Origin of the sequence: Vibrio sp. Vb1127 (genome assembly GCF_033338735.1) — a bacterium.
Classification (GTDB): domain Bacteria; phylum Pseudomonadota; class Gammaproteobacteria; order Enterobacterales; family Vibrionaceae; genus Vibrio; species Vibrio alginolyticus.
This window is the reverse complement of sequence record NZ_JAWOTF010000012.1, coordinates 1-25,802: the sequence shown is the minus strand read 5'-3', so window position 1 is coordinate 25,802 and position 25,802 is coordinate 1. Positions and strand designations below refer to the sequence as shown.

Sequence of the window (25,802 nt, the reverse complement as noted above, 5' to 3'; positions counted from 1 at the left end):
CTTTTATTGAGATATCTCTAAAAATGCGAGCTTATTTTGTTTCAATCGCTGTTAGCTGCACTTTCTCTTCGTTGATTTGTACTTGTTGTACTTTTAGTAGTTCAATTTGTTCAATCAGACCTAAGCTCGGATTAAACCAACGTTCTGCCGAAGTAGCGAACTCCATTGAGTCCATGTCATCACAGTTCAGGTTGTAGATGTTCTCTTCCATCAGGTATGCCGCTTCAATTTTCTTGCCTGAGATCGAGAACGCTTTACGCACGCCAGTCTCTCGGATTTGCTGTTGCCAAACCACTTGGCAAGATGCTGTCATAGGAAGGTTTTGTACCCACTCATGATCTTCAAAACGGTCTAGAAGGTTGTGAACTGCGTAGCCTGTAAGAGTGGTTTGCAGAGACATAGTTTCTTCACCGATGTCAATATTCGGGCTTTTCTCTTTTACGTCGTCACCGTTTAGGCGGAAAATCGGACCGCTGTGCATAAGCATGGCAATAAACTGATGACCAATGAAATAAGCGTCAGTGATTTCATGGAGTGCACCATCTGATCCTGCAAAGTAAAGCGTATTGCTCTCTTCGTCGTCGTTGTACTGCTCGTCTGAATAGTAGAACTGTTCGGCGCCGTAGTTCACCAAGTCATTAACCAACTGGACCATTGCCTCGCTGTTTGGGATTTGTGCCAATGCTGCCAATATTTGCTCGCGACCCATCGCTTGGAAGCTCAGTTTCATGTCGCCTTCTGGTTGGCCATCCAAGCTAAATGCGTAGTTTAGCTGTGTGCTTGGCGTGGGAGCGAAGATTGAGTTGTGAATCGAGACGTCGAAACTTTCTTGAGGCACTTTGTTTGGATTCGCACTGCCAGAAGACGAACCTCCGCCACAGCCGTAAAGAGCCAGAGTTGCTGCTGCGATAAGCGTCATTTTGTTTAGCATGGTTTACATTCCTGATTGATAAGGCCGCTTCATGTTGGGCCGTTGCTTGAATGCGAGCATGCTAAGTTCAGTGAGAGAAAAAGGGCAAAAAACAAAAGATAACAGGGGTTAATGAAAGCTTAATTTTATATTTAGGTCTTTGTTTTATTTGGAGTTATTTCGTTGGCCACATTAGTGCAATACTCGTTAATGAGCGCTTTCCATCGGCTTATGATTTCTTGATCGGTCACACTAACATGCAACGTTTTCCACGGTTGGAGGCAAGTCTCTTTTGATTCAGATTGAGAAAGACGCTCAAACAAGGTTTCGGAAGGTAAAACGCGCAGCAGCGCCACCAGTGATTCCATGTAGTTGAGACGGAACTGTTCAAGTTTGTTCTGCTTGTAAGCAATGTGAGACACAAAGGTATAAATCAGTGCGTTTTGGATACGTGAGTCGCCATCTGGTGTCGTTAACAGAGCTTTTGCCCTGTCTAAGTTACCTAATTTGAAATGCAATAGACCTAACCAGAGGCTCAGCTCATCTGGCAAAACATCAAACGACGATTGTACTTGAGTTAAATACGCTTCCAGCTTTTGATGTTCGTGCTCGTATAAGGCGAGATGTCTTGCCGTTGTTATAGCCGCAAACTCATCAGATTGTCGGAGAGGTTGGCTAGAAAAGGCATTCTCGAATAACATTTTTTTGTGAAGATCCGAAAGCTGCCACGTACTTGCCGAAGGTGCAGGCAGATTGAAGTATTGCGCGACATCCGAGTGCATTTGGAAAATATCCGATTGTAGGTCAGATAAACGCAGTGTGTACTCATTGCGAAACGCCAGCTTGCCCGTCGCAGGGTAAATAAGGTTCATCTGCGCTTTCAAGATGCCTTGCTCTGCGCCGTCTTTTAACTCGATATTGAGCTCGTAGTCGCTGGTCTGCATGTTTCGTGCGCCAGGGAAATATGGCGTATGACCGATAGGATCAAGAAAGTAACTGGGAGCATCTTGGTTGGCGATGTCGGTGTATGGATATTCGACCTGTTGTTGCAGCAAGATGGCTTTGACCAGTATGCGGTATTTTCGCGCCTGAGAGCCGATTGAATCGACACGGTTGAGTAGTAGCTCGACTTTGGGAATCAGTAGTTGATGACGTGTTTGTTGTGTTGAGATTTCTTGGCGTTGCCATAACAAGCTTGCGAGTGTCATGCTACATACCGCAAGTATGGCACATAAGCTGTAAGCAAAAATCAGCTTGAAGTTCTTATTACTCGCCACCTGGGTTGAGATAACGCGCCGATGGTTTTTCGCTGGTGGCACTAAACGAATATTGGCAGGGTTAAGAAAGTAGCCTTTGCGGGGGTAAGTGACTAAAAGCTTAGCGGCATCGTATTCGGGTAAGTACTGCTGTAGCAGTGCACGTAAGGTGCTAATGCGGTTCGTGAGCACATTCTTAGAGATGAACTTGCTCTGCCAAATGGTTTCAATAATGGTGTCAGCAGAGAGTGGGTGGCCAACGCTTGTTAACAGCAGTTCTAATAATTCAACGGTGCGAGGTTCAAGATCAATCGCGATAGCATCTTGATGAAGGCTCTGTGTCTTCGGGTTATAGATCAGCTCTCCAATCGCAATACAACTGTGAGTCTGTTTAGCTTGTTGCAGAAAGTCGCGCATACCGTACCGATCTATTTGGAAATCGCGAAGTATTATATAGCGATTGGAGCGCGAAATCTTATAAATCGCGCTTCAATCATTATCAAAAATTTATGAACCGTAGGTCACGGAATAGCGGTGCGGTTTGTGGTTCATCTCTAACACGACATTGAGTGCAAACGCCCCCAAAATTGAAAGGCCAATCACTTCTGGTGTGACAAAGAAGAATGAAGCAAACAGGATACATGCATCGATTGCCATTTGGCTTTTGCCAACTGAAATGCCAAATTTGTCTTGGATAAACAAACACAGCACGTTAAAGCCACCTAAGCTGGAGCGATGTCTGAATAGGATCAGCATACCGAGCCCCATTAAAAGCCCGCCTGCGACGGCGCAATAAACTTCATTTACCGATTCGAGCGAGATTAGCAAATAAAGATGATCGGCAAAGATAGAAACCAACGCGCCAGAAGTGGCACTATTAATGGCGAAATGACGGCCGAAGCGTTTCCATGCTAGTAAGTAAAAAGGACTGTTTGCTAAAAAGTACAGCACACCAAAGGTAAAAGGTGTAAATTGGCTAATAAGCAGAGCCAATCCAGTCGTGCCTCCCGTTAGAAGGTTCGCGGATTGGAGAAAGAAAACGCCTTGAGCTACTAAAAAGGTACCCGTGAGAATCGCTATCCAGTCTTCTTTTAATGAGTGTTTTTCCATCAATGTTGCAGTCATTAGTGATAAATAAGGCGTGCATAGTAGTAAAAAGATGATCTTTTCGGTAGCTAGAGGGTAAAATTTACGGTAAACCTATGTAATTGCTGTTTTACAGGGTGTAAAGCACAAATTTGACAGGCAATAGATTGTCGTTATGCGATTGCAATGCTGGCATGATAAACATTGCTTGTCATCATGAAAAAACTGCATGAGAAAAATTGTAAATTTCTCTTTATGACCTAAATCAAATTATGTAGAATGCGCGCCATTAGGGTGGCGAAAACGTTTGCGTCAGGTCATTCAACAGTTTTTTTGCAACTTTCAGTACTAATCTGAGTCAGGAGATACAGATGCTTAAGCGTGATATGAACATCGCAGATTACGATGCGGAACTGTTCGCAGCTATCCAGGAAGAAACTCTTCGCCAGGAAGAACACATTGAACTTATCGCTTCTGAAAACTACACAAGCCCACGTGTAATGGAAGCGCAAGGTTCTCAGCTAACGAACAAATACGCTGAAGGCTACCCAGGTAAGCGTTACTACGGCGGTTGTGAGTACGTAGATAAAGCTGAAGCACTAGCAATTGAGCGTGCATGCCAACTATTTGGTTGTGAGTACGCTAACGTACAGCCTCACTCAGGTTCTCAAGCAAACAGCGCAGTTTACATGGCGCTTCTTAACCCTGGCGATACAGTTTTAGGCATGAGCCTAGCACACGGTGGTCACCTAACTCACGGTTCACCAGTAAACTTCTCGGGTAAGCACTACAACGTTATCCCTTACGGTATCGATGAAGCTGGTCAAATCAACTACGACGAGATGGAACAGCTAGCACTTGAACACAAACCTAAGATGATCATCGGTGGTTTCTCTGCTTACTCGCAAATCGTTGATTGGAAACGCATGCGTGAAATCGCTGACAAAGCAGGTGCTTACTTATTTGTTGATATGGCGCACGTAGCGGGTCTTATCGCCGCCGGTGAATACCCAACACCAGTACCGCATGCTCACGTGGTAACAACAACGACGCACAAAACACTAGCAGGTCCTCGCGGTGGTCTTATCTTGTCAAATGCTGGCGAAGATATGTACAAGAAACTGAACTCAGCAGTGTTCCCTGGTGGTCAAGGTGGCCCTCTAATGCACGTTATCGCTGGTAAAGCAGTAGCGTTCAAAGAAGCGATGGAGCCAGAGTTCAAAGCTTATCAAGCTCGCGTAGTGAAAAACGCAAAAGCAATGGTTGGTCAGTTCCAAGAACGTGGCTACAAAATCGTATCTAACGGTACAGAAAACCACTTGTTCCTTGTTGACCTAATCGACAAAGATATCACTGGTAAAGACGCAGACGCGGCACTAGGTGCAGCAAACATCACTGTAAACAAGAACTCAGTACCAAATGACCCACGCAGCCCATTCGTAACGTCTGGTATTCGTGTAGGTACGCCAGCGATCACTCGCCGTGGCTTCACTGAAGAAGATGCAAAAGAGCTAGCAAACTGGATGTGTGACGTTCTAGATAAAATCGGCAACGAAGAAGTTATCGAAGCGACAAAACAGAAAGTGCTAGAAATTTGTAAGCGTCTACCAGTTTACGCCTAACATTTTTTGAAAATAACTCAGGCGAACTCGTTCTATTTCTGCGATTCGGTTTGATTATTTGATTGATGAAAGGTCCTCATTTGAGGGCCTTTTTGTTTGTCTGGCGTTTGGAATGAGATATAGCGAGAGAGTGTGATAAGGGGATGGCTACCAACACTGTCCCTTTTCAATATATCCAAACCACGTCATTCCGACGAGCCTAGGCGAGATCAGGAATCTTGTTGAGGCACACTCTTTTACTCAGAGTTTCCCTAAAAATCATCAGTATTCTGAAAACAGATTCTGAATCACGCTCGTTCCTCGCAGTTCAGAATGACGGTGGTAGAATGGCTTTTTATCATCATTTGCCAGATACAAAAAAGGTTGGCACTGAGCCAACCTTTTCTCTTCAAAACAAGCTTTTCAAAACAAGCGAGAGCTTATTTAATCTCGATACCTTGAGCTTGCATATCGGCATGGTAAGAAGAGCGCACAAATGGACCACACGCTGCATGCGTGAAGCCAAGTTCTAGTGCAACTTCTTTTAGCTCGTCAAACTCTGATGGTGGAACGTAACGTTCTACTGGCAAGTGGTGACGGCTTGGCGCTAAATACTGGCCTAGAGTCAGCATCGTTACGCCGTGTGCGCGTAGATCTTTCAGTACTTCGATGATTTCTTCTTTGGTTTCACCAAGGCCCATCATCAAACCAGACTTGGTCGGTACATCTGGATGCTGCTCTTTGAACTTCTTAAGGAGCTCAAGTGACCATTTGTAGTTCGCACCTGGGCGAGCTTTACGGTAAAGACGTGGCGCGGTTTCTAAGTTGTGGTTGAAGACATCTGGCGGATTGTCTTTCATTAGATCAAGCGCTACATCCATGCGACCACGGAAGTCAGGAACCAGTGTTTCAATCTTAATATGCGGGTTTAACGCACGGATCTCGCGGTTACAATCGGCAAAGTGTTGTGCACCGCCGTCACGCAGATCGTCACGGTCAACAGAAGTGATTACTACGTATTTCAGCTTCATATCGGCAATGGTTTTCGCCAGTTTTTGAGGCTCTTCTGCTTCCGGTGGTAATGGGCGGCCATGAGCAACGTCACAGAAAGGACAACGACGAGTACAAATAGCACCTAAGATCATGAAGGTTGCTGTACCGTGGTTAAAACATTCCGCTAGGTTCGGGCAAGATGCTTCTTCACATACGGAGTGAAGTTTATTCTTACGCATCGCCGCTTTGATGTCTTGAATTCGTTGGCTGTCGGCTGGTAGCTTGATCTTCATCCAATCAGGCTTACGTAGCACTTCTTTCTGCTCTGTAGGCATGTTCTTTACGGGAATCAATGCCATTTTATCGGCGTCACGATATTTAACGCCTTTTTCCATCTGGATTGGTTTGCTCATGCTTTATTACCTTGAGAAGGTGCTTCTGTGCTGAATTCTACTTGCTCATAATCGAGCAAAGTAACGAGTTCTTCTATTAATTGTTTTTCTACGGCTTCTACATTGTCTGGGCCGCCAAATTGGCTGACCTGAACCATTTCCATACCTTCATAACCACAAGGGTTAATACGCAGAAACGGTGTTAAATCCATATTTACGTTCAAGGCTAAACCATGAAACGAGCATCCTTTACGAATGCGTAAACCGAGAGAGCATATTTTCTTACCGGCAACGTAGACACCTGGTGCGTCAGGTCGCGCGGCTGAGTCAATATTGTATGCTTTTAGCGTGTTGATCACGAGGTTCTCGATTATGGTAACGAGATCTCGTACACCTAATTTTTTACGGCGTAGGTTGATCAAGAAGTAGGCGACCAACTGACCAGGGCCATGATACGTAACCTGGCCTCCGCGATCACTTTGTACAACAGGAATATCGCCAATGTTAATCAAGTGCTCAGCTTTACCTGCCTGTCCTTGCGTAAATACTGGGTTATGTTCTACCAACCAGACTTCATCACGGGTTTCTTCTGTGCGTTGGTCGGTGAACTCATGCATCGCCTTCCATACAGGCTCATAGTCTTGGCGGCCAAGTCGTTTTACAACAAGTTGGTGTTGCATGGGAATTCCTGTTGCTAATATATAAAGTTTTTGGATTATAAACCGGATAACCCTGATGCTCTACCGCTGCGTAACAGATTTTTAACTGAAAGTGATGTAAAGCCTCGTTATCTCTTTGATAAATAAAAAGAAAGCAGCCAAGGCTGCTTTCAAAAAAAATTTAATATATCAAAAAATTATAGAACCATGCGTACGATGTCAATTTCACCTAACTCTTTGTACAGTGTCTCAACCTGCTCGATAGAGGTTGCAGTAATGTTGATTGACACAGAGTGGTAGTTGCCCTTAGCACTTGGTTTAACGGTCGGGCTGTAGTCACCTGGAGCATGGCGCTGAATAACTTCAAGAACAAGCTCTGGAAGTTCAGGCTTTGCATGACCCATTACCTTGTAAGTAAATGAACAAGGGAACTCAAGCAGGTCTTTTAATTTTGCATCAGAGTTGATGGTTAGCATATCGATAACTCCAGTAGATATTCGTTGCGGTGCGAAATAGTACAGTCAAATTAGGGGGAACTCAAGACGAGGAGCTCAAACTTAAAAAGCCGCCCATTCAGGCGGCTTTGCGAATAAGTTTGCTACTCTAATGTTCTTTTTAGAAGAAGCTCTTGAATAACAATACGATGTAATCCCACATGCGGCTAAATAGACTACCTTGCTCTACGGTTTCTAGTGCCATTAGTGGGTATTCGGCAATATCTTCACCATCGATCTGATAGTATAGCTTACCAACTACATCACCTTTATTAATTGGGGCTTCTAGCTCTTTTTCAAGGACGAAGCTTGCTTTTAGGTTTTTCGCTTCACCACGCGGTAGTGTTACGTAAGTATCTTGGTCAAGACCCAGTGCTACGGTGTCTTTGTTACCCATCCACACTTTTTCTTCTACGAACGTTTCACCTGCTTTGTGCGGTGCCACTGTTTCGAAGAAACGGAAGCCGTAGCTTAGCAGCTTTTTACTTTCTGACTTACGAGCATTGGCATCTTTAGTACCCATAACGACCGCAACCAAGCGCATTTGACCTTCAGTTGCTGAACTTACTAGGCTGTAACCCGCATTACTTGTGTGACCCGTTTTGATGCCGTCAACGTTCATGCTCTTATCCCAAAGTAGACCGTTACGGTTGTATTGGGTGATGCCGTTGTAAGTAAATTTCTTCTCTGAGTACACTCGGTACTCATTTGGTACGTCACGGATAAGTGCTTTACCTAGCAGTGCCATGTCGTATGGTGTTGAGTACAATTCTGCGTTATCTAAGCCATGAACGTTGGCAAAGTGCGAGTTAGTCATACCCAATGTGTTGGCCCAAGCGTTCATTAGGTCAACAAATGCATCTTCTGAACCTGCAATATGTTCTGCCATCGCAACACAGGCATCGTTACCTGACTGGACGATGATACCTCGGTTCAGGTCACGTACTTTAACTGTTGTGCCTACTTCAATGAACATCTTTGATGAATCAGGGAAGTTTTTCGCCCACGCATTTTTACTGATGGTGACATCATCATCTTCTGAGATATTACCACGCGCTAGCTCTTGGCCGATTACATAGCTGGTCATCATCTTAGTCAGACTAGCTGGAGACAATTTTGTGTTCATCTCTTTCTCTGCCAGTACTTTACCTGAATGGTAATCCATCAGCACGTAGCCCTTCGCCGCGATTTGAGGGGCATCTGGAACAACGATAGGTGATGCAAGAGCAGATTGAGCGAAAGTTGCAGAAAGGGCAACCGAAGAAACGAGAATAGATTTCACAAACTTATTTTTATTCATGGTAATTCAAATTTTTGGGTTAACTGCAGACATCTTATCAGAATCCCTAGTTATGTAAGAGGGGGATCAAAGAGAAATTCATGACACGAGGTCATTTGGCAGTGTTGTGTTTTTTAATAAATGCAGACGAATAGCCGAGCAACTTTACTTTATCTAATGTGGCTTGCGTCAGGGAATAGTCAGTAAATGGCCCTAACAACAAGCGATAAGACTCTTTCGCACTCTCTAGGAAAGTTTCTGTATCCAATTTTTGACCAAGCTCGGTACCTAAAGTTCGCGCGCGTTCTTCATTTTTTGATGATGCCACTTGAATAACGTACCTAGGGTGCGCTTCTAATGACTTTTTGTCCGTGGGCTGATTGATACTGATCACTTCAATTTCCACGTTCGCGGTGCCTGTTTTTATGACATCTAACTTGTGCGCGGCGGCATAGCTTAAATCAATGATACGGCCATCGTGAAAAGGACCTCGGTCATTAACTCGTACTATGGTGGTTTTGCCGTTGTCAGTATTGGTAACTTTTACGTAACTTGGTAACGGTAGCGTTTTATGCGCTGCCGTCATTGAGTACATGTCATAGATTTCGCCATTAGAAGTCAAATGACCTTGGAATTTTTTCCCATACCAAGATGCGCGGCCTTTTTCTTTAAAGCCTTTCGCATTGCGAACTATTTTGTAGTCTTTGCCACGCAAGTGGTAATCTTTGTTCCCACCTAGGCTGTACGGTTCATATTTAGGATGCGCATCCTCGATGTGTTCGACTGAAAGCGGTGTATCCGGTGCAACATCAGATTCGAGTTCGTAACGGCCTTCTTGTTCTTTTTGGCTAGTTGATGAACAGCCTGCCAAAATAAGAGCAGAGAAAACCAAGGAATATAAAGCGCGTTTTTGCATGTCTAGGTCGCCTTAGAGAATGCTTTTCGGTGCGTATGAATCGACATCAGAATACCAAAACCAGCCATCAAGGTTACCATTGATGTGCCGCCATAACTGATGAGTGGCAACGGTACACCTACTACAGGTAGGATGCCACTTACCATGCCAATATTTACAAAAATATACACGAAGAAGCTGAGTACAATACTGCCTGCCATCATTCGTCCAAATGCGGTTTGCGCTTGGCTGGCGAGATATAAACCTCGTCCAATAATAAATAGATAGATGGCTAAAAGGCAAAGGAAGCCAATCATACCCCATTCTTCAGCAATTACTGCAAAGATAAAGTCAGTGTGTCGTTCTGGAAGAAATTCTAGTTGTGACTGCGTACCTTGCAACCAACCTTTGCCGGAAATACCACCGGAGCCAATCGCAATTTTACTCTGAATAATGTGGTAGCCCGCTCCTAGCGGATCAGATTCCGGGTTAAATAGAGTACGAACTCGCACTTTTTGATACTCTCGCATCAAGAAAAACCACAGAATTGGAATGAAACCACCTAATGCAATCGCAGCACCAGCGATGATTTTCCAGCTAATGCCGGCGAGGAAGATAACAAAAATACCGGAAGCGGCGATCAGGATCGAGGTACCTAAGTCAGGCTGCTTTGCAATGAGAATGGTTGGTAAGCAGACCATAATCAGTGCAACAATGAGTGTTTTTAGCGTTGGTGGAAGGGGCTGTCTACCGACATAGCGAGCCACCATTAATGGCACTGCGAGCTTCAATAGCTCTGACGGTTGAAAGCGCACAAAACCGAGGTTAAGCCAACGCTGCGCGCCTTTCGATGCTTCACCGAAAAACAGCACGCCGAAAAGCAGTATAACGCCACCAACGAACATCAAAGGTGCCAAGCTTTCGTAAGTTCGTGGAGAAAGCTGTGCAAGGACGAGCATCACAACGAGTGAAAGCACCATTCGCATGGCTTGGCGATCCATCATCAGTAAACTTTGGCCACTGGCGCTGTACATGATCACCAGGCCAAACCCCATCAGGGCCAGTATGCCAAGTAGGAGTGGTAAGTCGATATGGAAGCGTTCAAACAGGGCGCGATTTTTACCTGTAGAGGGATCCATCTTCATTACTGTTTTACCTCTTTCTTCGCATTGTTTTCAGGCTCAATTTCTTCTGGACCAAGAACGACTCGGTCAAAAATTTTCCTTACTACTGGGGCACCGTTACTAGAACCACCACCGGCATTTTCTAGTACTACAGTGACGACCACTTTAGGATCATCAAATGGTGCAAAGCCAGTAAATAACGCATGGTCACGTAAGTGCTCGGCGATCTCATCGGCGTTGTATTCTTCGTTTTCACCCAGACCGAAGACCTGTGCAGTACCTGATTTACCCGCTGTTTCATAATTCATTTTGTAGAATGAGCGGCGAGCTGTTCCGCGCGTGCCATGGTTTACCCGACGCATGCCTTCTTTCGCCATATCCCAGTACTTTTTAGGCACATTCTTGATTGGTGGGTAAGTCACGTATTCTGTCGCTTGCTGCTCTTCGAAGTCGTTACCATTTTCTATCGTCGCTTTGAGCAAGTGAGGTGCGATCACTTCTCCCTCGTTTACTAATACGGAGGTTGCTTTGGCGATTTGCATTGGTGTTGCTGTCCAATATCCTTGGCCGATACCTACAGGGATCGTATCACCTTTATACCATGGGGTTTTATGGCGAGACATTTTCCAGTCACGAGTCGGCATATTCGCCTTACTTTCTTCGTAGATATCAATGCCAGTGTAATCACCAAAACCGAACATCATCATCCAATTCGAAATACGGTCAATACCCATGTCATAAGCGATTTGATAGTAGAAGGTATCAACAGACTCTTCGATCGACTTAATGATATCGACGCGCCCGTGCCCCCAACGCAACCAGTCACGAAACGGGCGTGTGTTGGAGTTTGGTATGCGCCAATAACCAGGGTCATTTCGTGTGGTGTTAGGTGTGACGACACCTTCTTGCAGCGCGGCTACCGCCATAAATGGTTTGATGGTAGACGCAGGAGGGTAAATGCCAAGAGTAGTGCGGTTGACCAAAGGACGGTTTTTATCGTTCAAAAGGGCGCGATAGTCTTTACCTGAGATTCCGTGCACGAACGAGTTAGGATCGTAGCTAGGGCTCGAAACCATAGCCAGTACGCCGTTGTCTCTAGGATCGATTACTACAGCACTGCCTCGGCGGCCGTCCAATAATTGGTGTACGTACAACTGCAAGTTGATATCAAGGTTTAAAACGATGTCTTTTCCGGGTACAGGTGGAACGTACTTTAAGGTACGAATTACTCGGCCGCGGCTGTTTACCTCGACTTCTTGATATCCGGCTGTACCGTGTAAGAGGTCTTCGTAGTATTTTTCAATACCCAGCTTACCAATGTCGCGAGTGGCTTGATAGTTTGCGTCTTTTTCTTCTCGGATCAGGCGCTGCATGTCGCGATCATTGATTCGAGAAACATACCCAATCACGTGGGTTAAGACTTCGCTGAAAGGGTAGTAGCGCTTTAAGGTCGCACTTATTTCCACACCTGGAAAGCGGTACTGATTGACGGAGAATACCGCTACTTGTTTTTCGTTCAGTTGGGTAAGCAGTGGGACCGATTTAAATCGACGAGTCCGTTTACGCTCGTGGTGGAAACGTTCAATCTGGTCTGGTGTAATTTCCAGAATAGTTTGTAATTCTTGGATGGTTGCATCAATGTCTTTAATTTTTTCTGGGGTCAGTTCTAAGTTAAAGACAGGACGGTTCTCTGCCAGTAAAACGCCATTTCGGTCATAAATTAGACCTCGGTTAGGCGCGATAGGCACTACTTTGATGCGGTTATCGTTCGAGCGGGTTTGATAGTCTTGAAACTGGTTCACCTGAATGTTGTACATGTTGGCAACCAGAGCTCCCATCAAGACAACAATGCCGATAAAAGCAACAATAGCGCGGCTGGCAAACAGACGCGCTTCGGCTTGATAATCTCGGATTTGACTGCGGCGTTTACGAATCATTAACGCTTGGCTCTAAAGTTAAACAACGATTATTCGCGATGATAAGGGTGGTTAGCGGTGATGCTCCACGCTCGGTACAAGCTTTCTGCCATTACGATACGCACTAGAGGGTGGGGTAGCGTTAAGGCAGACAATGACCAGCTTTGGTCTGCTGCAGCTTTGCATGCAGGAGCGAGTCCTTCGGGACCGCCGATTAATATTGATACATCACGGCCATCTAATTTCCAAGCTTCTAACTGCTCAGCGAGTTGAGGAGTGTCCCATTTTTTACCAGGGATATCTAACGTGACGATACGGTTGCCTTTTGGTACCGCCGCGAGCATCGCTTCCCCTTCTTTTTGCAGGATGCGAGCGATATCGGCATTCTTACCACGCTTGCCAGCAGAGATTTCAATCAACTCCAACGGCATATCATGCGGGAAACGGCGACGATATTCTTGAAAGCCTTCCTCAACCCATTTTGGCATTTTTGTGCCAACAGCAATTAGTTGAATTTTCAAAAGATTAACCCCAGAGTTTTTCTAGCTGGTAGAGTTCGCGGTGCTCTTCTTGCATCACGTGAAGCATGGCGTCGCCCATATCTAGGACTACCCATTCACCTTCGTTTTCACCTTCCATTCCTAGTGGCTCAAGACCGGCTTTTTTCACTTCTGTTGCAACATGGTCAGCGATGGATGAAACGTGGCGTTTGGATGTACCAGTACAGATGATCATGTAATCTGTCACGCTTGATTTATCTTCCACATTTAGGACGATAATGTCTTCCGCTTTCATGTCGTCGGCTTTATCAGCTAAAAAGTCTTTCAGTTCTTCGCGAAGCACTCGGTTTTCCTCGGTTTGTCTCTTATCTCTACAGTGTTTTACATTCTTGCTTGCAAAACAGGTCGCGCACTATATCACGCTTTGATTTTTAAATTGCCAGCTTAATATCAGGAGAGCAGGTTTCTAAGCTCAACTGATGAATAGTTGGCCATACAGACTCGTCATATTGAGTTTTGGCTTTTATCTCTGCTTGAGCCAACAAGGAGAGCAATGCACAAATACGACTCGCCGATAAGCGGGTCAGTGCTGCGTTATAGAGTGGACGCTTGTTTTGCCAAACTCGATATTTCTCAAATACCTGGTTCATTCCCATTTGAGTTAAGTCTTGATGCATATTTAAAAGTTGGCTCAACTCTTTTTGTACACTTCGAATCAAGATCACGGTCTCAACCCCTTCCGCCTCAAGTTGGCGAAGAATGCGTTGTGCACGGTTTGCTTTACCTGCCAGTAAGGCGTCGATCCAGTTAAAGGTAGTGAAGTGATTATGGCGACTTAGGGCTTCCTCTAAACGTATGATGGTCAGCTCACCATCCGGATAGAGTAGGGCCAATTTCTCTAAGCTTTGTGTCAATGCAAATAGGTTACCTTCATGCCATTGAGCCAACATTTGCAGTGATTGCTGATCGGGTTTTAGTCCCAACGTGCGGCAACGTGTCTGAATGAACATAGGTAGGCGTTGAAGGTCTGGCGACAAGCAGCTTACCCAATCGCCTTTTGAGCTTAATGCTTTGAACCATTTCGCATTTTCTTGGGCTTTGGTCAGTTTGCTACCAACAATGACGAGCATGATGTCATCATGAAGCATATCACACAGTGTTTGCAGCTCTTTGCTGACGGCGGTTGTTACGCCACTTTCAGGAATTTCAAGCTCAATCAATTGACGGTTTGAAAACAGGCTCATCGCTTGGAAACAGTCGTAAACTAGGTTCCAGTCTATGCTAGCATCCACCGCAAAACGGTGTTTTTCCTCAAAACCTTGCTGAAACGCTGCCTTTTGGATTGCTTGGCGGCTTTCTTGAATCAGTAACGGCTCATTACCAAAGATTAAGTAAACCTGTTTAACTTGTTTAGTTAAATGATCCGTTAGCTTATCGGCATAAATTCGCATAGTGACTAAGAGTTTTTGTTCGCTGGCTCAGAGATTTGTCCTGCTTCATATTCGGCACGAATACGGCCCAACTGGCGCATCATCTGTTTTGCAGCTTGCAAGCGCATCTCGTCTTCAATTACGTCACGCTCAACAGATTTTGCAAGTGCGGTCAACGGGTTGTCTAGGTAGTTGCGGTTTACTGTTGTCGTAAAGTTTTTAGAACCATAGCCAGGAATTGTCACACGGTATTTTACTACGTATGTCAGCTCTTTTTCTGCTGCACGGCTATTTTGATAAAGCGATAGTGTACGCTCATCGATTGTCGCTTCCGTCAAATGAAGGTTGGGTACCGTCGATGAGGGTTGAACAAGTTCAACTTTGTTCAGTTCGAGTTGAGAGCGAACATAGCGAGTTAATTCACTGTATTCATCGTAGCTGGAGAAAGACATAGTGTGCAGCTCTTCCGGTACGGAATACTCGCCGCGAAGGTGAAAACCACAGGCAGAAAGAAGCCCCGCTAATACCAATACCACTGGTAGTTTAATCAAAGAGAAAAAGCGCATTGATTGTATTCATCCTAAATTGAAGGGGTTATTTACCTTAAACCACTCATGTGAATGGTTTGAGGTAAATAAACAGGGTAGCGAACTACCCTGTTTAATGACTCTTGGTAAACAAATAAGTTCGCTAAACAGAGACAAATTGCAAGCTGTGATTAGTTTGCAACGATGTTCAGCAGTTTACCTGGAACGTAAATAACTTTACGAATAGTCAGGCCATCAGTGAACTTAACCACGTTTTCGTCGTTTAGACCAAGCTGTTCGATATCGTCTTTAGAGATATCCGCTGGGACTGTTAGCTTCGCACGTAGCTTACCGTTAACTTGAACAACGATAGTTTTTTCGTCTTCAACTAGCGCTTTTTCGTCAAACGTCGGCCATGCCGCGTTATCAATGTCTGTTTCACCTAGTGCTGCCCATAGCTCGTATGAGATATGCGGAGTGATAGGGTAAAGCATGACAACAATAGCTTTCAGTGCTTCGTCAAGGATTGCACGATCTTGCGCAGATTCTTGAGGCGCTTTCGCTAGTTTGTTCATCAGCTCCATGATCGCTGCGATCGCGGTGTTGAATGTTTGACGACGAGCGATATCGTCCGTCACTTTCGCGATAGTTTTGTGAACGTCGCGGCGAAGTGCTTTTTGATCACCAGAAAGCGCTGAGGTATCTACTGCTTCTGCTGCGCCTTTCGCTGTGTGCTCTTTAACTAGTTTCCAAACACGTTTTAGGAAGCGGTTCGCACCTTCTACGCCAGACTCTTGCCATTCAAGTGTCATGTCCGCTGGAGACGCGAACATCATGAATAGACGTACTGTGTCAGCGCCGTACTTGTCTACCATTTCTTGAGGGTCGATACCGTTGTTCTTAGACTTAGACATCTTGATCATGCCTGAGTGCGTTACATCACGACCTTCAGTGTCTTTAGCAGAAGTAATGCGGCCTTTACCATCACGTTCAACGGCTACGTCTGTTGGAGCTACCCACTCTTTGCCGCCTTTCTCGTTCTCGAAGTAGAACGCATCAGCCAGTACCATGCCTTGACACAGTAGTTGCTTGAACGGTTCGTCAGAAGTTACGTAACCCGCATCGCGCAGTAGTTTGTGGAAGAAGCGTGAGTACAGTAGGTGCATACAAGCGTGCTCGATACCACCGATGTACTGATCTACTGGTAGCCAGTAGTTTGCTTTTTCTGGGTCTAGGATGTCGTCCGCTTGTGGTGAACAGTAACGCGCGTAGTACCAAGAAGATTCCATGAACGTATCGAACGTATCTGTCTCACGTAGAGCAGGTTCGCCGTTAAAGGTTGTCTTCGCCCACTCTTTGTCTGCTTTGATTGGGCTGGTTACGCCGTCCATTACCACGTCTTCTGGAAGAATCACTGGTAGTTGGTCAGCAGGTACTGGGTGAACTTCACCGTCTTCAGTCGTTACCATTGGGATTGGTGCGCCCCAGTAACGTTGACGAGATACACCCCAGTCGCGTAGACGGAAGTTTACAGTCTTAGTGCCTTTGCCTTCTGCTTCTAGCTTCGCTGCAATTGCATCGAACGCCGCTTGGAATTCTAGGCCGTCGAATTCACCAGAATCGAACAGTACGCCTTTCTCTGTGTATGCCGCTTCAGAAATGTCTAGCTCGCTGCCATCAGCAGGCTTGATAACAGGCACGATGTCTAGACCGTACTTCGTTGCGAACTCGTAGTCACGTTGGTCGTGTGCAGGTACTGCCATTACCGCGCCTGTACCGTAGTCCATCAGTACAAAGTTTGCTACGTATACTGGTACTTCGCGGCCGTTCAATGGATGAATCGCAGTAAGGCCAGTTGCCATACCTTTCTTCTCCATTGTCGCTAGCTCAGCTTCTGCAACCTTGTTGTTCTTACATTCGTCGATAAACGCTGCAAGCTCTGGATTGTTCTCTGCTGCAAGAGCTGCAAGAGGGTGGCCGGCTGCGATACCCACGTAAGTCACACCCATTAGCGTATCTGGACGTGTTGTGTAAACTTCTAGGTCTTGTTGACCCTTAACTTCAAACTTCAGTTCAACACCTTCAGAACGACCAATCCAGTTGCGCTGCATGGTCTTCACCATTTCAGGCCAACCTTCAAGCTTGTCTAAGTCGTCTAGTAGCTCTTGAGCGTACTCAGTGATTTTGATGAACCATTGAGGGATTTCTTTTTGCTCTACAGGCGTATCACAACGCCAGCAACAACCGTCTTCAACCTGCTCGTTTGCAAGAACAGTTTGGTCGTTAGGACACCAGTTAACAGAAGAAGTCTTTTTGTAAACTAAACCTTTCTCGTAAAGTTTAGTGAAGAACTCTTGTTCCCAGCGGTAGTACTCCGGTGTACATGTTGCGAATTCACGGTTCCAATCGTAACCAAAGCCTAGAAGCTTAAGTTGGTTCTTCATGTATTCGATGTTTTCGTAAGTCCAAGGTGCTGGCGCAGTTTTGTTTTTTACTGCTGCGTTTTCTGCAGGTAGACCGAATGCGTCCCAACCGATAGGTTGCATCACGTTTTTGCCTTGTAGGCGTTGGAAACGAGATACTACATCACCGATAGTGTAGTTGCGCACGTGACCCATGTGCAGTCGACCACTTGGGTATGGGAACATGGACAGACAGTAGAATTTTTCTTTATTTGGGTCTTCACTTACAACAAAGGTTTTGTTGTCATCCCAGTGCTTTTGAACTTTTTGTTCAATATCTTGTGGGTTGTATTGTTCTTGCATCGATGGTATCCGTTATCTTGGAATTTGTGAGTTCGGTTAGAACAGACTTAAATAGATCGTCATAGAATACCTAAAGCTAGGGATCACAACAATAGCCAATCTGTACCCATGCGCCCTTAAGTGACGCAGGTAGGAGAAAGATGGAGGTCAGTTATGCCTAAACGTAAAACAGGTTATGAGGAAATGCTCGAGGATGTGATTGAAACCTTGAAGCACAGTCCGGAAGAAGTTAACAAAGCGATTGAGACGTCGGGCAAAGTGGTGGATGCTGCTAATGACTTGACCAAAGATGAATTGGCTTTAATCAAAGCGTACCTTAAAGCAGACTTAAAAGAGTTTTCAGAGAGTTACGAGGATAGCAAAAGCGGCCCGTTTTACTTAACGATTGCGGACTCGATATGGCAAGGGCTGTTAGAGATTACTGACCGAACTAAAGTTGAGTGGGTTGAGTTGTTCGATGACTTAGAGCATCAAGGGCTATATGAAGCAGGAGAGGTGATAGGCTTAGGCACTTTAGTCTGTGATGAGTGTGGTCACAAGACAACGTATAACCACCCAACTGTAATCATTCCGTGTATTAAATGTGGTCACAAAGGCTTTACTCGTCAGTCATTAAAGCCATAAATGGCGCGTAACGACAGTATAATGCTATGAATAAAAAAGAGGCTTAGTCGCCTCTTTTTTGTCTTTTCTACTTTCAAGCTGTTATCAGCTCTGTTTTCTTCTTAAGCCGAGCGCCAGCGCTAAACTCAACCCAACCCAAATATACAATGGCCAAGTACCAAGGACTCGATATGGCGTTTGTCCATTGGTTGGGGTGAGCTCTGCGCGCAGTACTGCAGTTTCAAACTGCGGTACTTGCTCAACGATTTTACCTTTGTGATCGGTTACCGCTGTTAATCCGTTGTTAGTCGAGCGGATGAGCGGTTTACCTAACTCTAAGGCACGCATACGGGCGATCTCCATATGCTGAAGAGGACCGATAGAGTGACCAAACCATGCATCATTTGAAAGCGTTAGAATGAAGTCTGTTTCGTCAGTCACATTTTGACGCACTTGCTCATTAAAGATGATCTCATAGCAAAGCGCTGGTGCCATGTGCATGCCATTCGCAACGATGTTTGGCTGCACAAAAGCCCCACGGCTAAACGACGACATCGGTAGGTTAAAGAATGGCGCTAATGGGCGCAAAATATCTTCAAATGGTACAAACTCACCAAATGGTAGTAGGTGATGCTTATGGTAACGTTCGCTTAAATCGAAGCTGTAGTCACCGTATGGTGTGATGCCTAGGGACAGAATACTGTTGTAGAACTGTCGATCTTCAGCTTGGTTGACGACACCGGTGATGATTGCGCTGTTATTCATTTTTGCAGCGCTGTCGATATTGCTCAAAAATGAAGGCACTTCAATTTCAAAAGCGGGAATTGCTGCTTCTGGCCAAACGATAATGTCAGCGTCCCAGTTTTCACGAGTTAAGTCAGCGTACTTCATGATGGTTGGCCAACGTTGACTTGGTAGCCACTTTAGGTTTTGGTCTACGTTACCTTGAATTAGTGCGAGCTTAGTCGTGTCTTCTGGTCGGGGTGTTACCCAATCGTAGTTGCGAATCCCAAAGCCAGTACTGAGTAGCACCGCAGGGATAATCACCATCAGCCACTGCTTATGAATCCAGGCATAGGCTAACGCCCCTGCGCTGATAAGGATAAATAGAGTAAGCAGTTCTACGCCGCCAATTGGTGCAAAGCTTGCGAGTGGAGCATCTATCTGGCTATAGCCTAGCCATAACCAAGGGAAGCCAGTCATCACCCAACCACGCAACCAATCACTGATCAGCCATAAAGCAGGTGCAGCGAGAAGTGCTTTTGTGAGCGTAAATTGAGGAAACAGCTTGTTGTTGAGCCAAGCAAATAAGCCTGAATAAACAGCCAAGTAGGCAACAAGCAAGCCCATTAAAAATAAATTGGCAATGAGCGGCATACCGCCAAAACCGGAGATACTGACGTAAACCCAGCTAACGCCAGTTGCAAATTGACCTAACCCCCAAGCATAACCAATCCATAGTGCGCGTTTCGGAGTTTGGTTAGCAAGAAGAATCAGTAGAATTGCTGGGCTAAGAATGGCAATAGGCCACAGCTGGTAAGGAGCGAAAGCGAGTGTAGTAGAGGCGCCAACAAAAGCGGCCACTGAGGGCCGCTTAAGGCGATGAAAGAGTTCATTCATCATTGTAATTTTCTGAGATTCCCAATGGGTATCGCGTTACTCTTGAGTGGCTTCAACCAGGGTTTCTTCGTCTGGGATCGTCACTTGGAGTTGAATGACACGACGGTTATCGGCAGCGGTGACTTTGAAGTTGTAGCCTTCAATTTCAACCAGTTCACCACGAGAAGGTAAGTGACCAAAGGCAGTCATGACCATACCACCAACGGTATCAACTTCCTCATCGCTGAAGTTGGTTCCGAATGTCTCATTAAACTCTTCGATGGTTGTCAGCGCTCTGACAGCAAACGTATGCTTGCTTAGTTTACGAATGTCCGTCTCTTCACTTTCATCGAATTCATCTTCAATATCCCCGACGATTTCCTCAAGGATATCTTCAATGGTCACAAGACCAGAAACACCACCGAATTCATCGACAACAATGGCCATATGATAACGTTCTTCACGGAATTCTTTCAGCAGTCGATCAACGCGTTTACTTTCCGGTACTACAACCGCTGGTCGAATGACTTCTTCGATATCAAATGGATTGCTGCCTGAGCCTAAGTATTTAAGTAAGTCCTTCGCTAGAAGTATGCCTTCCACATGGTCTTTATCTTCGCTGATCACAGGGTAGCGAGAGTGTTGAGCATCGGTAATCAAAGCAACCAAGGTATCAAGGTCGTGAGTACGCTCAACGGTAACCATTTGCGAACGCGGGATCATAATGTCACGCACACGCATTTCGGAGATTTCCATAACACCTTCGAGCATATCGCGAGTGTCATGGTCAATCAGGTCGTTAACTTCAGAGTCGCGGATAACATCCACAAGCTCTTGGCGATCTTTTGGTTCGCCCTGAAATAGTTGACCTAGACGTTCAAAGAAGGACTTTCTACTCGGACCTTCTGCCTTTTCTTTCTTATCTTCGTTAGAAGAGGGAGAATTATCTTCGTTCATTGTTTCTCAATTAAGTAACGCTATCAGAAGTGTGATAGCACACATAGAGAGGCGAACACGAGAGTCATTTAAGTGGTTCGCCTTTCCCTGTCGAGTGGTCAATAGCTACTCTTTTTCAGCAATGTAAGGATCTTCATAACCCATACCTTGCATGATTTCGGTTTCGAGGGACTCCATCTCTTCGGCTTCGTCATCCTCTATATGATCATAACCTAGCAGATGCAAGCTGCCATGTACAACCATATGCGCCCAATGTGCTAGCAGAGGCTTGCTCTGTTCAACCGCCTCTTTTTCAACAACTTGGCGGCAAATAATCAAATCACCAAGTAAGTCTATTTCCATACCAGGAGGTGCTTCAAATGGAAACGACAACACATTAGTTGGTTTATCTTTGCCGCGATACTCATGGTTGAGCGTATGACTTTCTTGTTCATCAACAATACGAATGGTGACTTCGGCTTGTGGCTGGAAGAGAGGAATTGTCTTATCTAGCCACAATTGGAAATCTTGCTGCGAAGGCAGACCTTCTTCATTTTCGACTGCCAGCTGCAGATCAAGTTCAATCGCCATGATTATTCCTTAGTTGAAGCAACTTGTGCATTCAGTTCGGCTTTTGCTGCTTCTAGTAACTTCGCATCGCGTTCTTCACGACGGCGTTTCTCGAACTCTTTACGCTCTTTCTGGTCTTGTGCTTCCCACTTCTCGTACGCGTTAACGATACGAGCAACCACAGGGTGACGTACAACGTCGTCGGCTAAGAAGAAGTTAAAGCTGATGTCGTCAACTTCGCTTAATACTTCAATAGCATGACGAAGACCCGATTTTGCACCACGAGGTAAGTCGATTTGCGTGACATCACCAGTGATAACTGCGCGAGAGTTAAAACCAATACGCGTTAGGAACATCTTCATCTGTTCAACTGTGGTGTTCTGACTCTCATCAAGAATGATAAAGGCGTCGTTTAGAGTACGACCACGCATGTAAGCAAGAGGGGCAACCTCAATCACGTTACGTTCAATCAGCTTCTCTACGCGCTCAAAGCCCAGCATTTCAAATAGGGCGTCGTATAGCGGACGTAGGTATGGGTCGACTTTCTGGCTTAAATCACCAGGTAGGAAGCCCAATTTCTCACCAGCTTCAACCGCTGGACGAGTAAGTAGAATACGGCGGATCTCTTGGCGCTCTAGTGCGTCAACAGCTGCTGCTACAGCAAGGTAGGTTTTACCTGTACCAGCCGGGCCAATACCAAAAGAAATATCATGCGTGACCATGTTAACCAAGTACTGCGCTTGGTTTGGCGTACGTGGTTTGATCACACCTTTCTTGGTTTTGACGAAGACTTCTTTACCGTGCTCGATATTAGACTCAGTATTCTGCTCAAGAACACCAGACTCTTTGATCGCTAGGTGGATTTGCTCAGGCTCAATATCTGGGATCTCACCTCGTACAGGTGCGGTATCAACATATAGAGTTTTCAGGATATCCAGCGCAGCTGATGCGGTATGAGGTTTACCGACAATCGTAAAGTGGTCACTACGGTGGTTAATTTCAACGCCTAGACGACGTTCTAAATGCTTGATGTTGTCATCGAATGGACCGCACAGGCTAGCTAGTCGGCGGTTGTCTGAAGGTTCTAGGTTAATTTCTAGAGTTACGATTTTATTGCTCAATGTTGCCTCTCATTTTTTGCCACTTAGTGAGAGCCTGATAACGACCAGGCTCTCCATGGCTATTTATACGAGCTTACGGCGTAAAAGTAGCTACACCCAGCTCATCTTCGCGACGTGTTTTCGCCATCATCTGCGTTGGGGAAATCACACTACGAAGATCCATGTCTTTTTCAGTACGTACTAGCTCACCACGCAGTGAGTTTGCAAATACGTCTACGATCTTCACATCAACGAACTGACCAATTAGGTCTGCACTACCTTCAAAGTTTACTACACGGTTGTTTTCTGTACGAGCGCGTAGTTCCATTAGGTTTTTCTTCGAAGGACCTTCAACTAGAACACGTTGTTCTGTGCCAAGCATTAAGCGAGAGTAACGCATCGCTTGAGCATTGATAGTTTGCTGTAGTTCGTAAAGGCGCTCTTTCTTCACTTGTTCTGACACATCACAAGGGTAATCCGCTGCTGGCGTACCTGGACGTGGAGAGAAAATAAAGCTGAAGCTCATGTCAAAGTCTACATCTTTGATTAGCTTCATGGTGTCTTGGAAGTCTTTGTCTGTCTCACCAGGGAAACCAACAATAAAGTCTGAACTGATTTGAATATCAGGACGAGCTTTACGCAGTTTACGGATGATCGATTTGTATTCGATAGCGGTGTGAGGGCGTTTCATCATCGTTAGGATACGGTCACTACCACTTTGCACAGGTAAGTGCAGGAAGCTAACAAGTTCTGGGGTATCTTCGTATACTGCGATGATGTCGTCTGTGAATTCTAACGGGTGGCTCGTCGTGAAACGAATACGGTCGATACCATCGATAGACGCAACCAAACGAAGCAGTTCTGCAAATGAACAGATCTCACCATCGTGCATAGGACCACGGTACGCGTTTACGTTTTGCCCCAGAAGGTTTACTTCACGTACGCCTTGTTCAGCAAGTTGGGCGATTTCGAACAGTACGTCATCCATTGGACGGCTTACTTCTTCACCACGAGTGTACGGTACGACACAGTAAGTACAGTACTTAGAGCAGCCTTCCATAATAGAAACGAATGCTGTCGCACCTTCTGCGCGAGGTTCAGGTAGGCGGTCGAATTTTTCGATCTCTGGGAACGAAATGTCCATAACTGGTGCATCATCGGACTGAGATTGTTTGATCATCTCAGGTAGGCGGTGCAAAGTTTGTGGGCCAAAAATAACGTCAACGTATGGTGCACGTTCACGAATATGGTCACCTTCTTGCGTTGCTACACAACCACCTACACCGATAACTACGCCAGGTTTTTTATCTTTTAGTGTTTTCCAGCGGCCTAACTGGTGGAAAACTTTCTCTTGCGCTTTTTCACGGATCGAACAGGTGTTAAGTAGAAGTACGTCTGCTTCCTCTGGCTCTTCCGTCAGCTCGTAGCCGTTTGCAGCATTAAGCAGGTCGGCCATTTTTGATGAATCGTATTCGTTCATCTGGCAGCCCCAGGTTTTAATTAGCAGTTTCTTACTCATCTCACTTTCGCTCGTTCAGTTGTACTTAAATCGGAGAGCTATTGCTCAAATTATAGCCGCCATCACGGCGGTAAGCGGCGTATTGTACTGCTTTAAAAAGCACCTGACTAGTGATCTAGCTAATTCTCTGCAAAGCCTGATGAAATCTAGTTTTTCGCCCTATGCAGAACAAGGTTTTTTGTTAAACAATTTTGTAAAAATAGCCATGGAAAGTACAATAAAAAACGCCAATTAATCAGCACGATGAAGAGTGAAAAATGAACAAGTATGACATCGCCGTGATCGGTGGCGGTATGGTTGGGGCAGCCGTCGCTGTTGGATTTGCCAAGCAGGGCAGAAGCGTTGTCTTGGTTGAAGGTACAAAACCTAAAGTTTTTGATGCCGCTCAGGCGATGGATATTCGTGTATCTGCAATCTCGCACCAGTCGGTGGAGTTACTTGATTCACTCGGAGCATGGTCAGAGATCAAGAGCATGCGAGTTTGTCCTTATCGTCGCTTAGAAACTTGGGAGCACCCAGAGTGCCGTACTCGTTTTCACTCTGATGAATTGTCATTGGATCAGCTAGGTTACATCGTTGAAAATCGCCTAATCCAATTAGGTCTTTGGCAAGTCTTCTCTCAGTATGAAAATCTAACCGTGATGTGTCCTGAGCGATTAAAAGCCATTGAGTTTGCAGATGTAAACCTTGTGACACTAGAAAGTGGGGAGCAGTTTGAAGCTAACTGGGTGATTGGTGCTGATGGTGCAAACTCTAAAGTTCGTCAATTGGCTGGAATTGGTGTAACTGCGTGGGACTACCGACAACACTGCATGTTGATTAACGTGAAAACAGAATTGCCTCAGCAAGATATTACTTGGCAACAATTTACACCTTCAGGCCCACGTTCATTTTTACCTCTGTGCTCTTTGAGTAACGACGATGGTCAAGTAGTAGGCCAAGGTTCTTTGGTTTGGTATGACTCGCCTAAACGTATTAAACAACTGTGTGCGATGGGTAAACCTCAACTAAGGGAAGAAATCTTACGTCATTTCCCTGCTGAATTAGGCGATATTGAAGTTTTACAGTTTGGCTCATTCCCACTCACTCGTCGTCATGCGCAAAGCTACTCAAGCAAAAATTGCGTGTTAGTGGGTGACTCTGCTCATACGATCAATCCGCTTGCAGGGCAAGGGGTAAACTTAGGCTTCAAAGATGTAGACGTTCTCCTTTCGGTAACAGAACACCAAGAAAAGCTGGAAGATACCTTACTCGCGAAATACGAACGCGCACGTCGACCTGACAACTTACTCATGCAGACGGGCATGGACTTTTTCTATAAAGGTTTTAGCAACGATCTTGGGCCATTGAAGTTCGTACGTAATGCTGCATTGAAGCTTGCTGAAAACTCAGGGCCAATTAAGGCTCAAGTACTGAAATACGCGTTAGGTATGTAGTAAGCTACTCAAATCACAGATAGAAAAAAAGCGAGCCATGAGCTCGCTTTTTTAATTCGGCAAATCTAATGATTTCCCGAGTCCAGAACCAAAAAAAAGAAAAAACCCAGCAAAGTCATGCTGGGTTTTCCGATAATGGTGCGGAAGGAGAGACTTGAACTCTCACACCTTGCGGCGCCAGAACCTAAATCTGGTGCGTCTACCAATTCCGC

General features: G+C 45.4%; 23 protein-coding genes. 3 read left to right on the top strand and 20 right to left on the bottom strand.

Annotated features, from left to right (window positions below; genetic code table 11):
- Window positions 1-31: 31 nt before the first annotated feature.
- The 3 genes from R7H07_RS16095 to R7H07_RS16085 all read right to left on the bottom strand — a co-directional run bounded on the left by R7H07_RS16095 (window position 32) and on the right by R7H07_RS16085 (window position 3,276).
- A complete protein-coding gene (locus R7H07_RS16095; RefSeq protein ID WP_005381957.1) occupies window positions 32-931 on the bottom strand; it encodes a hypothetical protein in 900 nt (299 codons plus the stop codon).
- Between the two features lie 131 nt (window positions 932-1,062).
- Entirely contained in the window at window positions 1,063-2,583 is a 1,521-nt protein-coding gene (locus tag R7H07_RS16090; protein WP_065274237.1) for a winged helix-turn-helix domain-containing protein, read from the bottom strand.
- A gap of 90 nt (window positions 2,584-2,673) precedes the next feature.
- Window positions 2,674-3,276, bottom strand: coding sequence for a YitT family protein (locus tag R7H07_RS16085; RefSeq protein ID WP_206959680.1), 603 nt, complete (start codon window positions 3,274-3,276; stop codon window positions 2,674-2,676).
- A gap of 347 nt (window positions 3,277-3,623) precedes the next feature.
- On the opposite strand from R7H07_RS16085, the gene glyA reads away from it, so the two are divergent.
- Window positions 3,624-4,874, top strand: a complete 1,251-nt coding sequence (glyA, locus tag R7H07_RS16080; RefSeq protein WP_206959679.1) for a serine hydroxymethyltransferase — start codon at window positions 3,624-3,626, stop codon at window positions 4,872-4,874.
- Between the two features lie 419 nt (window positions 4,875-5,293).
- Here the strand turns inward: glyA and lipA are convergent, their stop codons facing one another.
- The 12 genes from lipA to leuS all read right to left on the bottom strand — a co-directional run bounded on the left by lipA (window position 5,294) and on the right by leuS (window position 17,827).
- Window positions 5,294-6,259 carry a lipoyl synthase gene (lipA, locus tag R7H07_RS16075; protein ID WP_005391329.1) on the bottom strand — a complete coding sequence of 322 codons (966 nt, stop codon included), beginning with the start codon at window positions 6,257-6,259 and terminating at the stop codon, window positions 5,294-5,296.
- The gene (gene lipB, locus R7H07_RS16070; protein WP_206959677.1) at window positions 6,256-6,918 is read right to left on the bottom strand and encodes a lipoyl(octanoyl) transferase LipB; all 663 of its coding nucleotides are present in this window, start codon (window positions 6,916-6,918) and stop codon (window positions 6,256-6,258) included. Before lipB ends, lipA begins: the two co-directional genes overlap by 4 nt.
- 176 nt (window positions 6,919-7,094) lie before the next feature.
- Entirely contained in the window at window positions 7,095-7,373 is a 279-nt protein-coding gene (gene ybeD, locus R7H07_RS16065) for a DUF493 family protein YbeD (protein ID WP_005384135.1), read from the bottom strand.
- A 139-nt stretch (window positions 7,374-7,512) separates the two neighbouring features.
- The gene (locus R7H07_RS16060; protein ID WP_005384132.1) at window positions 7,513-8,691 is read right to left on the bottom strand and encodes a serine hydrolase; all 1,179 of its coding nucleotides are present in this window, start codon (window positions 8,689-8,691) and stop codon (window positions 7,513-7,515) included.
- A 91-nt stretch (window positions 8,692-8,782) separates the two neighbouring features.
- The gene (locus tag R7H07_RS16055) at window positions 8,783-9,586 is read right to left on the bottom strand and encodes a septal ring lytic transglycosylase RlpA family protein (protein ID WP_017635670.1); all 804 of its coding nucleotides are present in this window, start codon (window positions 9,584-9,586) and stop codon (window positions 8,783-8,785) included.
- Between the two features lie 2 nt (window positions 9,587-9,588).
- Complete coding sequence (rodA, locus tag R7H07_RS16050; RefSeq protein WP_005373004.1) at window positions 9,589-10,710, bottom strand: rod shape-determining protein RodA; 1,122 nt, start codon at window positions 10,708-10,710, stop codon at window positions 9,589-9,591.
- Complete coding sequence (mrdA, locus tag R7H07_RS16045; protein WP_005373006.1) at window positions 10,710-12,626, bottom strand: penicillin-binding protein 2; 1,917 nt, start codon at window positions 12,624-12,626, stop codon at window positions 10,710-10,712. The genes rodA and mrdA overlap by 1 nt, the downstream gene beginning before the upstream one ends.
- A 29-nt stretch (window positions 12,627-12,655) precedes the next feature.
- On the bottom strand, window positions 12,656-13,126 hold the full coding sequence (gene rlmH / locus R7H07_RS16040; RefSeq protein WP_017821762.1) for a 23S rRNA (pseudouridine(1915)-N(3))-methyltransferase RlmH: 471 nt from the start codon (window positions 13,124-13,126) through the stop codon (window positions 12,656-12,658).
- Between the two features lie 4 nt (window positions 13,127-13,130).
- A complete protein-coding gene (rsfS, locus tag R7H07_RS16035) occupies window positions 13,131-13,448 on the bottom strand; it encodes a ribosome silencing factor (RefSeq protein ID WP_005373015.1) in 318 nt (105 codons plus the stop codon).
- Between the two features lie 88 nt (window positions 13,449-13,536).
- Window positions 13,537-14,556: a DNA polymerase III subunit delta gene (gene holA, locus R7H07_RS16030; protein WP_172563352.1), complete on the bottom strand. Its 1,020-nt coding sequence runs from the start codon at window positions 14,554-14,556 to the stop codon at window positions 13,537-13,539.
- A 5-nt stretch (window positions 14,557-14,561) separates the two neighbouring features.
- On the bottom strand, window positions 14,562-15,101 hold the full coding sequence (lptE, locus tag R7H07_RS16025; RefSeq protein ID WP_005384122.1) for an LPS assembly lipoprotein LptE: 540 nt from the start codon (window positions 15,099-15,101) through the stop codon (window positions 14,562-14,564).
- Window positions 15,102-15,253: 152 nt separating this feature from the next.
- Complete coding sequence (gene leuS / locus R7H07_RS16020) at window positions 15,254-17,827, bottom strand: leucine--tRNA ligase (RefSeq protein ID WP_005384121.1); 2,574 nt, start codon at window positions 17,825-17,827, stop codon at window positions 15,254-15,256.
- A gap of 153 nt (window positions 17,828-17,980) precedes the next feature.
- On the opposite strand from leuS, the gene R7H07_RS16015 reads away from it, so the two are divergent.
- A complete protein-coding gene (locus R7H07_RS16015) occupies window positions 17,981-18,451 on the top strand; it encodes a zinc ribbon-containing protein (RefSeq protein WP_005373024.1) in 471 nt (156 codons plus the stop codon).
- 84 nt (window positions 18,452-18,535) lie between these two features.
- Here R7H07_RS16015 and lnt read toward each other — a convergent pair whose 3' ends face one another.
- The 5 genes from lnt to miaB form a co-directional block, all read right to left on the bottom strand.
- Window positions 18,536-20,053, bottom strand: a complete 1,518-nt coding sequence (gene lnt / locus R7H07_RS16010) for an apolipoprotein N-acyltransferase (protein WP_064376806.1) — start codon at window positions 20,051-20,053, stop codon at window positions 18,536-18,538.
- Between the two features lie 33 nt (window positions 20,054-20,086).
- Entirely contained in the window at window positions 20,087-20,986 is a 900-nt protein-coding gene (corC, locus tag R7H07_RS16005) for a CNNM family magnesium/cobalt transport protein CorC (RefSeq protein ID WP_005384118.1), read from the bottom strand.
- Between the two features lie 105 nt (window positions 20,987-21,091).
- The gene (gene ybeY, locus R7H07_RS16000; RefSeq protein WP_005373030.1) at window positions 21,092-21,556 is read right to left on the bottom strand and encodes an rRNA maturation RNase YbeY; all 465 of its coding nucleotides are present in this window, start codon (window positions 21,554-21,556) and stop codon (window positions 21,092-21,094) included.
- Between the two features lie 2 nt (window positions 21,557-21,558).
- Window positions 21,559-22,656, bottom strand: coding sequence for a PhoH family protein (locus R7H07_RS15995; RefSeq protein ID WP_005373033.1), 1,098 nt, complete (start codon window positions 22,654-22,656; stop codon window positions 21,559-21,561).
- A 73-nt stretch (window positions 22,657-22,729) separates the two neighbouring features.
- Window positions 22,730-24,154, bottom strand: a complete 1,425-nt coding sequence (gene miaB / locus R7H07_RS15990) for a tRNA (N6-isopentenyl adenosine(37)-C2)-methylthiotransferase MiaB (protein WP_005373038.1) — start codon at window positions 24,152-24,154, stop codon at window positions 22,730-22,732.
- Between the two features lie 257 nt (window positions 24,155-24,411).
- On the opposite strand from miaB, the gene R7H07_RS15985 reads away from it, so the two are divergent.
- A complete protein-coding gene (locus tag R7H07_RS15985; protein WP_017821766.1) occupies window positions 24,412-25,590 on the top strand; it encodes a 2-octaprenyl-3-methyl-6-methoxy-1,4-benzoquinol hydroxylase in 1,179 nt (392 codons plus the stop codon).
- Window positions 25,591-25,802 lie beyond the last annotated feature (212 nt).